The organism is Pseudoalteromonas sp. APAL1, from assembly GCF_021532475.1.
Classification (GTDB): Bacteria; Pseudomonadota; Gammaproteobacteria; order Enterobacterales; family Alteromonadaceae; genus Pseudoalteromonas; species Pseudoalteromonas lipolytica_C.
In genome coordinates this window covers 1-11,061 of sequence record NZ_JAKGAW010000079.1, presented here as the reverse complement: position 1 = coordinate 11,061, position 11,061 = coordinate 1, and the positions used below count along the sequence as shown (strand labels likewise).

General features: G+C 41.1%; 9 protein-coding genes. 6 read left to right on the top strand and 3 right to left on the bottom strand.

The genetic code is table 11. The features are described 5' to 3' along the window. Positions 1–100: 100 nt before the first annotated feature. From tusA to fadB, 3 genes are all read right to left on the bottom strand, one after another. Complete coding sequence (gene tusA / locus L1264_RS20780; protein ID WP_054554785.1) at positions 101–340, bottom strand: sulfurtransferase TusA; 240 nt, start codon at positions 338–340, stop codon at positions 101–103. A 153-nt stretch (positions 341–493) separates the two neighbouring features. Next, entirely contained in the window at positions 494–1,660 is a 1,167-nt protein-coding gene (gene fadA / locus L1264_RS20775) for an acetyl-CoA C-acyltransferase FadA (RefSeq protein WP_063701448.1), read from the bottom strand. A 5-nt stretch (positions 1,661–1,665) separates the two neighbouring features. Then, positions 1,666–3,825, bottom strand: a complete 2,160-nt coding sequence (gene fadB / locus L1264_RS20770; RefSeq protein WP_199526969.1) for a fatty acid oxidation complex subunit alpha FadB — start codon at positions 3,823–3,825, stop codon at positions 1,666–1,668. A 195-nt stretch (positions 3,826–4,020) separates the two neighbouring features. Between fadB and L1264_RS20765 the strand changes: the two genes are divergently transcribed. The 6 genes from L1264_RS20765 (at position 4,021) to L1264_RS20740 (ending at position 10,916) form a co-directional block, all read left to right on the top strand. Next, positions 4,021–5,907: a transglycosylase SLT domain-containing protein gene (locus tag L1264_RS20765; protein ID WP_199526970.1), complete on the top strand. Its 1,887-nt coding sequence runs from the start codon at positions 4,021–4,023 to the stop codon at positions 5,905–5,907. Between the two features lie 90 nt (positions 5,908–5,997). After that, entirely contained in the window at positions 5,998–7,320 is a 1,323-nt protein-coding gene (gene pepQ, locus L1264_RS20760; RefSeq protein ID WP_135923093.1) for a Xaa-Pro dipeptidase, read from the top strand. A 58-nt stretch (positions 7,321–7,378) separates the two neighbouring features. Further along, complete coding sequence (locus tag L1264_RS20755; protein ID WP_135923094.1) at positions 7,379–7,996, top strand: YigZ family protein; 618 nt, start codon at positions 7,379–7,381, stop codon at positions 7,994–7,996. A gap of 97 nt (positions 7,997–8,093) precedes the next feature. Then, positions 8,094–9,545 (top strand): TrkH family potassium uptake protein, encoded by a 1,452-nt coding sequence (locus L1264_RS20750; protein ID WP_135923095.1) that lies wholly within the window; start codon positions 8,094–8,096, stop codon positions 9,543–9,545. A gap of 37 nt (positions 9,546–9,582) precedes the next feature. Then, on the top strand, positions 9,583–10,239 hold the full coding sequence (locus L1264_RS20745) for a flagellar brake domain-containing protein (RefSeq protein ID WP_199526971.1): 657 nt from the start codon (positions 9,583–9,585) through the stop codon (positions 10,237–10,239). A 467-nt stretch (positions 10,240–10,706) separates the two neighbouring features. Continuing rightward, positions 10,707–10,916: a calmodulin gene (locus L1264_RS20740; RefSeq protein WP_135923097.1), complete on the top strand. Its 210-nt coding sequence runs from the start codon at positions 10,707–10,709 to the stop codon at positions 10,914–10,916. Positions 10,917–11,061: the final 145 nt, after the last annotated feature.

Sequence of the window (11,061 nt, the reverse complement as noted above, 5' to 3'; positions counted from 1 at the left end):
AACTCGAAAGTCGAAACTCGAAACTCGAAACTCGAAACTCGAAACTCGAAACTAGAAACTCGAAACTCGAAACTCGAAACTCGAAACTCGAAACTCGTTGTTATAACCCTTTCTTCACTAAGTATCGATACGGTGCTTGTTCTACATCTTTTGCCACAAGTGTGTGATCCATAAAAGTACAAAAACTTGGGATATCGCGGGTGGTTGATGGGTCGTCGGCGATAATAAGTAAAGTTTCGCCATCTTTCATTTTACGTACTGCGCCACGCACCATCATCACAGGTTCTGGACAACGAAGGCCAAGTGCATCTAATTGGTGATCGGGATTATCAAAACTCATGGCTGACCTTTTGGATGAAAGAGACGATTAATAAGCGGCTATTTTAACTTTCTATTGCCGCCAGTTTCAATAAGCGAAAGCAAAGCAAATAAAAAAGGCGCACTGAGCAAATCAGTGCGCCTTTTTATCACCAAGATGTTTGGTGTGAGCTCGTTATTCTACGCGCTCAAATACAGTTGCAATACCTTGGCCTAAACCAATACACATAGTTGCTAGACCGTATTTAGCGTTCTTGTCTTCCATTAGGTGAACAAGCGTTGTGCTAATACGTGAACCAGAACAACCAAGTGGGTGACCAAGTGCAATTGCACCACCATTTAGGTTAACTTTTTCATCTACCACGTCCATCAGACCTAGGTCTTTTAACACAGGTAGAGATTGTGCTGCGAATGCTTCGTTAAGCTCTGCAACATCGATATCGTCAATAGTGATACCAGCTTGTTGAAGTGCTTTTTGCGATGCAGGAACAGGGCCATAACCCATGATTGATGGATCGCAACCTGCAACAGCCATTGATTTAATACGCGCACGAATTGGTAAACCAAGTTCTTTAGCTTTCTCTTCGCTCATTACAAGCATGGCTGATGCGCCGTCAGAAAGAGCAGATGAAGTACCTGCAGTTACGCTACCTGATGCTGGATTGAATACTGGGCGTAGTTGCGATAAACCTTCAACAGTTGTCTCAGGACGGATTACTTCATCGTCTTCAACTAAGATTAAAGAACCATCTGCATCGTGACCTTCCATTGGCAGGATTTCACGACGGAAACGACCTTCAACAGTTGCAGCGTGTGCACGTTGGTGTGAACGGTAAGCAAATTCGTCTTGTTGCTGACGGCTAATGCCGTGCAGCGTTGCAAGGTATTCTGCTGTTAAACCCATTACGCCAGCAGCTTGTGCTACAGACGTTGATAAACCTGGGTGAAAATCATTACCGTGAGTCATAGGTACGTGACCCATGTGCTCAACACCACCAATGATATAGGTATCACCAGCGCCTGTCATAATTGCACGTGCCGCATCGTGTAATGCTTGCATTGATGAACCACATAAACGGTTAACTGTTACTGCTGGTACTGAGTGTGGGATACCGGCTAGTAGTGCTGCGTTACGAGCAATGTTAAAGCCTTGCTCTAAAGTTTGTTGTACACAGCCCCAGTAAATATCATCAATTGATGCTGGATCAACGGCTGGGTTACGGTCTAACAAACCTTTCATTAAGTGAGCACTTAAATCTTCCGCACGCTTGTTTTTGAATACGCCGTTCTTTGAACGACCCATTGGTGTGCGGATACAATCTACGATTACTGGATTATTCATGTTTCTTATCCTTCCACCTTATAGAATACACGGCCTTCTTCGGCCCACTTGCGAGTTTCATCTGATACTTGGTAAATCGCACCTAAGTGAGCGTACTTGTCTGCTGTTGCAACAAAGTTCGCTAAACCAGTTTGATCTAAGTAACGGAATGCACCGCCTCTAAATGGAGGGAAACCAATGCCGTAAATTAGCGCCATATCAGCTTCTTGTGGTGACGCTACGATACCTTCTTGTAAACAAAGTAGTACTTCGTTGATCATAGGTACCATACAACGGTCGATGATTTCTTGTTTATCAAAATCTTTAGGTGCATCAGTGATAGCACTTAGTAGCTCAGTTGCTGTTGCATCTTGCGATTTTTTAAGACGACCGCGTCGGTCAGGTGCATATTGGTAGAAACCAGCGCCATTTTTCTGACCAAAACGTTTTTCGTTTGCAAATACAGTTACTGGGTCTTTGTCTTGACGAGCCATACGCTCAGGGAAGCCGTCAGCCATTACGCCAGTGCAGTGGTAAGCTGTATCGATACCCACAACATCAAGCAGATAAGCAGGACCCATAGGCCAGCCAAATACGTTTTCCATCACTTTATCAACTTTTGCGAAGTCAGCACCTTCAACAACTAGTTTGCTAAAGCCTGCAAAGTAAGGGAATAGCACGCGGTTTACAAAGAAACCAGGGCAGTCGTTTACAACAATTGGTGATTTACCAAGTTTTAATGCGTAATCAACAACGGCATTAATTGTTGCTTCTGATGTTTTTTCACCACGAATGATTTCTACTAATGGCATTTTTGGCACTGGGTTAAAGAAGTGCATACCGCAGAAGTTTTCTGGTTTTTCAAGAGCAGACGCTAACTCATCAATACGAATAGTTGATGTGTTTGAAGTTAGGATAGTGCCCGCAGGTAAGTCTTTTTCAAGACCAGCAAGAACGGCTTGCTTAACTTTAGGGTTTTCAACAACCGCTTCAACAACGATATCAGCACCTTGCAGGTCTGCATCGTTTAGCGTTGGTTTGATTTTACCTAAAGTAGCAACCATCTTATCCATCGTCATGTGGCCACGTTGTACTTTTTTACCAAGTAGCTTAGATGCTTCGCCCATACCTAAATCAAGAGCATCTTGGTTGATGTCTTTCATGATAATAGGTGTGCCTTTATAAGCAGACTGATATGCAATACCACCGCCCATAATACCTGCACCTAATACAGCAGCTTGTTTAATTTCAAGCTCACTGTGCTTAGCTTGCTTCTTCGCTTTACCTTTAATGTATTGGTCAGCTAAGAAAATACCGGTTTGCGCGGCAGCTTCGCTTGTTGCTGCAAGTTTAGCAAAGTTAGCGTTTTCAATAGCCATTGCTTCAGCGCGTTCACAGTTTGCAGCAGCTTTGATTGTTTTTACAGCCATAACAGGTGCTGGGTAATGACCTTTTGTCTGACCCATTACCATGCCTTCCGCCATCGCAAAGCTCATACCTTGCTCAACACGGTTCATTTTCAGTGGCTGTAATTTTACTTGTCGTTTTGCTTGCCAATCTAGCTTACCAGCGATGGCTTGCTCAAGTGTTGCAATACTTGACTCTAAAAGTTTGTCAGCACTAACTACCGCGTCAAATGCACCTACTTTTAAGGCATCTTCAGCACGGTTTTCTTTGCCTGTGGTGATCCACGTCATCGCATTATCAGCACCAATAAGGCGCGGAAGGCGAACTGTACCACCAAAACCAGGCATAATGCCTAATTTCACTTCAGGTAGGCCAATTTTAGCGTTAGAGCTAGCAACACGATAATCGGTAGCAAGTGCCCACTCACATCCACCACCAAGTGCCATGCCGTTTACAGCACTTAACGTTGGGAAAGGTAAATCTTCAATAGCGTCAAAAACGTCAGTTGCATTTTTGATCCATGCAACAAGTTCTTCTTGAGGTTTAGTGAAAGTAGGTAAAAATTCGAAAATGTCGGCGCCGATAATGAAATGATCTTTATCGCTGGTGAACACCATGCCTTTGATATCTGAGTTTGTTGCCAATTCTTTTAATGCTAAAGCGCAATCTTGCAAGGTTTGCTGCGAAAGTTTGTTTACTGAGCCGTCAGCACAGAACTTAAACTCGGCGATGTTGTCCTTGATGAAAGCAACTTCAAATGAATCGCTTTTATATAACATTATTATTCTCCCTAGTTTATTAACTAAGACTGGTACGATGAGTTTGCATTTCAATCAGTGTGCTTGCTTTAAAATGAAAATGCAACGAAAAAATTACTACGCTTTATCGCGATTGATTAAAATATAGCTGGTTTGATGCTAAGGTGTAGTGGAACTTTATTGTTAGTTATTCTTTAATTTTTGTTAAAGGTCATCATGAAAAAACAACTCCTTGGTTGGACGGCTGCCGCATTACTTTTTCCTTTTTTTGCAGCCGACGCCAACGATAAACATGACGCTTTCTTAAAAGCAGAAAAAAAGGCCCGTTACGGTGATTATCAAGACATGAAAGAGGCGGCAAATGGGCTTAATCACCCATTAAAGCCTTATGTTGAAATGGCTTATTGGCAGCGTAACCCAAGCCTTAAGCATCAAACTGAAATCGAAAACTTTTTAAACGTTTATCAAAATACGCCTTTAGAATGGCCTGTGCGAAAAACGTGGCTTGAGTACTTAAAACAGAATAATAAAAAAGCAGCGTATATTCGTAATTATCGAGAAACCAGTAATAACGAACTGACCTGCCCATACTTGAGTTTTCAATTAGATTTGGGTGCACCCGAAAAAGCTATTATGAATCAGGTGACTGATTTATGGGTGGTTGGAGATTCACAACCGAAAGAATGTGATCAGCTTTTTTCCTTATGGAAGAAAAAAGGCTACCAAACTCAGCAACGAGTTTGGCAACGCATTACATTAGCGGCTGAAGGTGGATCAGCAAGTTTAATTCCTTATTTAAAAACCTTGCTTCCTCGCAATGAACAGTATTTAGCTGATTTATATTTAACAGTGCGAAGAGACCCAAGTGCATCAGCTGGCTTATATCGATTTAAAAAGAAAACAGCCAAAGAGGGACAAATAGCACTTTATGGTGTGAAGCGTTTAGTGTGGCGAGATAAAGATTTAGCACTAAGGGCGTGGGAAAAACTCGATAAAATGTTCACCTATACGGATGAACAAAAAGCGGATGTGTATTACAGCTTTGCTTTATCGCTCGCTTCAAGTGGTCATAATCAAGCGCGTTTTTGGCTTAACAAAGTACCGAAAGAGCGGCAAACAAGTAAACTTATGCAATGGCAGCTCGCTAACATGCTTGAAAGACAAGATTGGTCAGGGATCGCTGCCTTTTTTACCGGTAAAGAAAATTTAAGTTTAGGGCAGCAATATTGGTTGGCATATAGCTTAAATCAGCGTGGCGAAGTCGAACGAGCTCGTGCTATTTGGCAAACAGTGGCAAAAGAGCGTGATTATTATGGGTTTTTAGCATCTGCTCGGTTAGGTATCCCTGTAAGCTTAAATAACAAAGGATTACAAGTAAGTGATCAACTCAAGCTTGAGGTTGCAAATGCACCTGGTTTTAAACGGGCTCGAGCGCTTTATGAGCTTGAACGTTTCACATCTGCGCGTCGTGAGTGGAATTATTTAACAGATACATCAACCAAAGAAGAAAAGCTCGCGGCTTCGATGCTCGCGGCAGAGCTTGACTGGTATGACAGCACTATTTATACCTTGGCACAAATAAAAGAATGGGATTATGTCGAGCTGCGCTTTCCATTTGCCTTTAAAAATATTTTTGAAAACTACAGTAATCGCAGTCATATAGATGTTGCGTGGAGTATTGCAATTTCACGACGTGAAAGTTCGTTTGCTCCTGATGCTCGCTCTCATGCCAATGCTTACGGTTTGATGCAATTGTTACCAAGTACAGCGAAATATATGAATAAAAGCGCTGTATCTCGAAAACAGCTATATCAACCGCGAACAAATATTCGTTTAGGCAGTCAATATCTACAGTATTTGAAAAAGAAAAATCATGGCAATGAGATCTTAGCTACGGCTTCTTATAATGCGGGTTATCATAGAATTAAGCGCTGGATACCTGAGCAAGCAATGCCAGCAGAGTTATGGATAGAGTTAATTCCTTACACAGAAACGCGCAACTATGTAAAAAATGTTTTTGCGTATAGGCAGGTATACCATACGCGTCTTGGTCGAGATGGTAATGTATTGGCGCCAATTCTTGATATGACTATGGGTGGTTAGTTTATATATGTTGCTAAATTGCCTCTGTTGGGGGATATAGCCGACTATGATAGACTGACAACAAGTTAAATTTACTAAAATGGGTTTACTATGGATAAATTAGCGGTGTTATACGCCGAACACATTGCAACCTTACAACAGCGTACTCGAACTATTACAGAGCGTGAAGGTTTAGAAGGGTTGGTGATTCACTCAGGTCAAGCTAAGCGCCAGTTTTTAGATGACATGTATTATCCGTTTAAAGTGAATCCACAATTTAAAGCCTGGTTACCGGTGATTGATAATCCACACTGCTGGATTGTGGTGGATGGTACAGCAAAACCTAAATTAATCTTTTATCGTCCTGTTGATTTTTGGCACAAGGTACCCGATGAGCCTCGTGATTTTTGGGCTGAGTATTTTGATATTGAATTGTTAGTTCAGCCAGATCAGGTAGAGAAACTGCTTCCTTACGACAAGGCTAAATTTGCCTATATCGGTGAATATTTAGAGGTTGCTCAGGCGCTGGGCTTTAGCATTATGAACCCTGAGCCAGTAATGAACTACTTGCATTACAATCGTGCTTATAAAACGCAATACGAACTTGAGTGTTTGCGTCAAGCCAACCGTATCGCAGTAGAGGGTCACAAAGCAGCACGCGATACTTTCTTTGCTGGTGGTTCAGAGTTTGATATTCAGCAAGCTTATCTCATGGCAACGCGTCAGAGTGAAAACGAAATGCCATACGGCAATATTGTTGCGCTTAATGAAAACTGTGCGATTTTGCATTACACCCATTTTGAGCCTCAAGCACCGCAAAGCCATCGTTCTTTCTTAATTGATGCGGGTGCTAACTTTAATGGTTATGCGGCAGACATCACGCGTACCTATGATTTTAAAAAGTCAGGCGAATTTAGTGACTTAATCAAGGTAATGACTGAACATCAAATTGCTTTAGGTAAGTCTTTAAAGCCAGGTTTGTTATATGGCGAACTGCATTTAGATTGTCATCAACGTGTAGCACAAGTACTGAGCGACTTTAATATTGTGAAGTTACCAGCTGCTGAGATTGTTGAGCGTGGTATTACTTCAACCTTCTTCCCACATGGTCTTGGTCATCATTTAGGCTTGCAAGTTCATGATATGGGCGGCTTTATGGCCGATGATAAGGGGACGCATCAGGCACCGCCAGAGGGTCATCCTTTCCTTCGTTGTACTCGTTTAATCGAGAAAAACCAAGTATTTACAATTGAACCAGGTTTATACTTCATCGAATCATTACTTGGTGACCTTGCGCAAACTGATAACAAGCAATTCATTAACTGGGAAAAAGTTGAAGAGTTCAAGCCATTTGGCGGTATCCGTATTGAAGATAACATTATCGTTCATGAAGATAGCTTAGAAAACATGACCCGTGATCTACACTTAGATTAATCGTTACATGTTAGTGAATGTCGGGGCCGCTTGGCCCCATTTTTTTAGATAAACAATTATGTCTGAATATCAATATCCGGCTGAGCCGGTTTTTTACCAAGAAGAAATTAAAAAAAGCACCTTTATTGTGCATATTGCCCACACCCCAGATCTAGCGGCTGCAAAAGCCTTTATTAAAGAAATCCAAGATAAATACAGTGATGCACGACATAATTGTTGGGCGCATGTTGCAGGCAACCCAGGTGGTAGTCACGTTTATGGTTTTTCGGATGATGGAGAGCCAAATGGTACTGCCGGTAAGCCCATGCTTAATGTGTTAACTGGATCGGGTATCGGTGAAATAACGGCGGTAGTAACACGTTATTTTGGTGGTATTAAGCTTGGTACAGGCGGTCTAGTACGTGCTTATGGCGGTAGTTTAAATAATGCTATGCGTGAGCTTAAAACCATCACGAAAGTTCCGAGTATTGAGTTAATTGGCCACAGCGACTACAGCGCACAAGGGGCAATAGAGCAGTTACTAAAAAGTAAATATCAAGTGCTTAATATTGATAAGCAATTTGCTGAAAACATTACTTGGCAAATAGAGATTGATAGTCGGCAAGCTGAGCAAGCCATTAATGATGTGCATGAGCTTACTCATGGAGCAGTGGTGCTAAAACTCAGAAAAGTTTGAAATGTAAAAATAATACATTCCGTTTACTTACAATTAAGCCTATAAGACAATAAACTGTATTAGCTAAATCAATTAAATAAGAAAGCGATACGCCTCGATGCAATTTCGTACCATAATTAAAATTCTCGGCCAACTTGTGGCACTATTTAGTATCACCATGGTGCCTCCGGCACTGGTGTCTTTAATTTATAAAGACGGTGGTGGTGTGCCATTCGTTCTTGCTTTCATCTTTAGTGTTGTGATTGGTTTAGCGGCTTACTATCCGAACCGTCATGAGCATGGTGATCTAAAAGCCCGAGAAGGCTTCTTGATTGTGGTTTTGTTCTGGCTGGTACTAGGTACCTTCGCAGCAGTGCCTTTAGTGTTCTTACAAGAGCCCAACCTCTCCTTGGCTGATTCCGTATTTGAAGCCTTTTCAGGGCTAACAACCACAGGTGCTACGGTACTAACCGGAATTGAATACCTGCCTAAGTCTGTACTCTTTTATCGCCAACAATTGCAGTGGTTAGGTGGTATGGGGATCATCGTACTCGCGGTCGCGGTACTGCCTATGCTAGGGGTCGGTGGTATGCAGTTATATCGTGCAGAAACCCCAGGACCTGTTAAAGACTCTAAAATGACGCCGCGTATTGCCGATACAGCAAAGCATCTTTGGTATATTTATGTATCGCTAACAATTGCCTGTACTTTAGCGTACTGGGCTGCTGGTATGGATTGGTTTGATGCGATTTGTCATGCGTTCTCTACTATTGCGATTGGTGGCTTTTCTACTTATGACGCGTCAATGGGGCAGTTCGATAGCCCTGTCATTAATTTTATTTGTGTGGTGTTTTTGCTTATTGCAGCAATTAACTTCTCACTTCACTATGCGGCGGTATCATCACGCAGTATTCGTGTTTATTTACGCGACCCTGAATTTAAAGTGTTCTTACTCATTCAATTAGCGTTGGTGATTGTCTGTTTTACGGTATTGTCATCGAATAACATTTATGCCGATGGTGATGAGACTCTCGACCAAGCTATGTTCCAAGCGGTATCAATGAGTACCACCGCGGGCTTTGCTACCGATAATTTTTCGGCATGGCCTTTGTTTTTACCTATTCTACTTATCTTTTCAAGCTTTATTGGTGGCTGTGCAGGTTCTACTGGCGGCGGCATGAAAGTAGTACGTGTGTTCTTACTTTATTTACAAGGTATTCGCGAGCTAAATCGACTTGTGCATCCTAGGGCTATTTACTCTATTAAACTGGGCCGAAAAGCGTTGCCCGATAAAGTAGTCGAAGCCGTTTGGGGGTTCTTTTCTGCCTATGCTTTGGTGTTTGTGATCATCATGCTGGCATTGATGGGGACGGGGATGGACAACATAAGTGCATTCTCTGCAACGGCCGCGTGTCTAAATAACTTAGGCCCAGGGTTAGGTGAAGTTGCTGCGCATTATGGTGCCATTTCAGATTCAGCCAAATGGCTATTAACGATAGCTATGGTGTTTGGTCGTCTAGAAATATTTACCTTGTTAGTGTTATTTACTCCAACCTTCTGGCGTGGATAAAACGAGTATGTGATTTTCTGTTAGTGGAGGCGAAACAATGCCGAAGACACAAAAACAAATTAATCTTGAAAAACTGGGCTGCATTCCTGCTGGTAGTTTGGTTGATATTGAAATCACCACACCAACTGATAGTAAACGCGTAAAAACAGAGTTTATTGGTTTGTTAAATGATCAATATATAATCTTAAATTACCCATCTATTAAGCGGATAGCGAATGCACATGAATACATTAAAGATGCTGTAATGATTATAATACGTGCTGTACTTGAGACGGGTGGTGGTCAAGTCATTGCGTTTCGTCAGCAGGTTAGTGCAATTTCATCGCATCCTCATCGCTTAATTTTTCTAAACTTTCCACAGCAAGTGCAGCTTTATAGTTTAAGAAGTGAAACGCGAATTCCCACACTATTTTCTGCAAACTTACTGATCAGAGAGCAAACACTCGAAGGCCTCATTAAAGATATTTCTCTCACAGGCGTGCAGTTTGATATCGACAGTAAAGAAGACTTGAGCCAGCTCAAAGGGCAAGAGTGTAAGGTTGTGCTAAGTAAACGGGAGTTTAATGGCACTGTATGTCGAGTACGTAAAAGAGCGGCAGGTTTTATTTTAGGTATTCAGTTAGATTCGAGTAAAGATGAAATGAAAGGCTTTATGAAAGAACATTTAATCGACTTGTCTGTACTTGAAAAATAGCAGAAGTCGCCATTTTGCAACAAAGTGGCGACTTTTCATGTTTTTATCCTGCCAACACCTAAATTAATTCATAATAAATTTAAATTTATCTTAAAAATCAATATGTTGAATGTGATTTTTATTTTCGTTATTTTATTTTAATTTCTTCGTTCAGATTGAGTTTATATTCAAACTCAGAAAATTTTGCTTTTCTGATCCTGTATTACACCCACTGTCTCCATTTTAAATCTTGTAAGTCATTGATTTTAAATGATGTAAAAAAACTACCATTCACTCTGTTGCAAAATAGCAACAAAAAAATCGACTAATTTTTATTAAAAACCATGTTTTAACGTGAAAGTTATTGATTTTTATGGGTTTTTAAACATTGGCATCGAAGTTGAAATAGTCCTAGCGAACACAGAGAAAAACTGATTCAGGAATATATCCTTTATCAAAGTTGAGACAACATTGAAGGAATAGTGATTATGAAAACATTACATAAAACTTTAGCACTGGTAGCTCTAGCAACATCTTCAGCAGCGTTTGCTGCAGATTTTGACACATTAGATGTTAATGGTGATGGCGCTATCAGCAAAAGTGAAGCATCTGTAAGCGAAGCACTAATGAGTCAATTTAAAGAGCTAGATACAGATGGTAACGGTGAGCTTTCTAAAGAAGAGTATTCAAAAGCTTAATTTCATTGTAAGGACACACTGAAAAGGACTTTCTAACTCAGACAACACACTTTGAAGGAATGACATTATGAACACAGTAAATAAAACACTTGCACTTATGGCACTAGTACTCTTTCACATATATTTTGATCAGTTGCCCCTACTT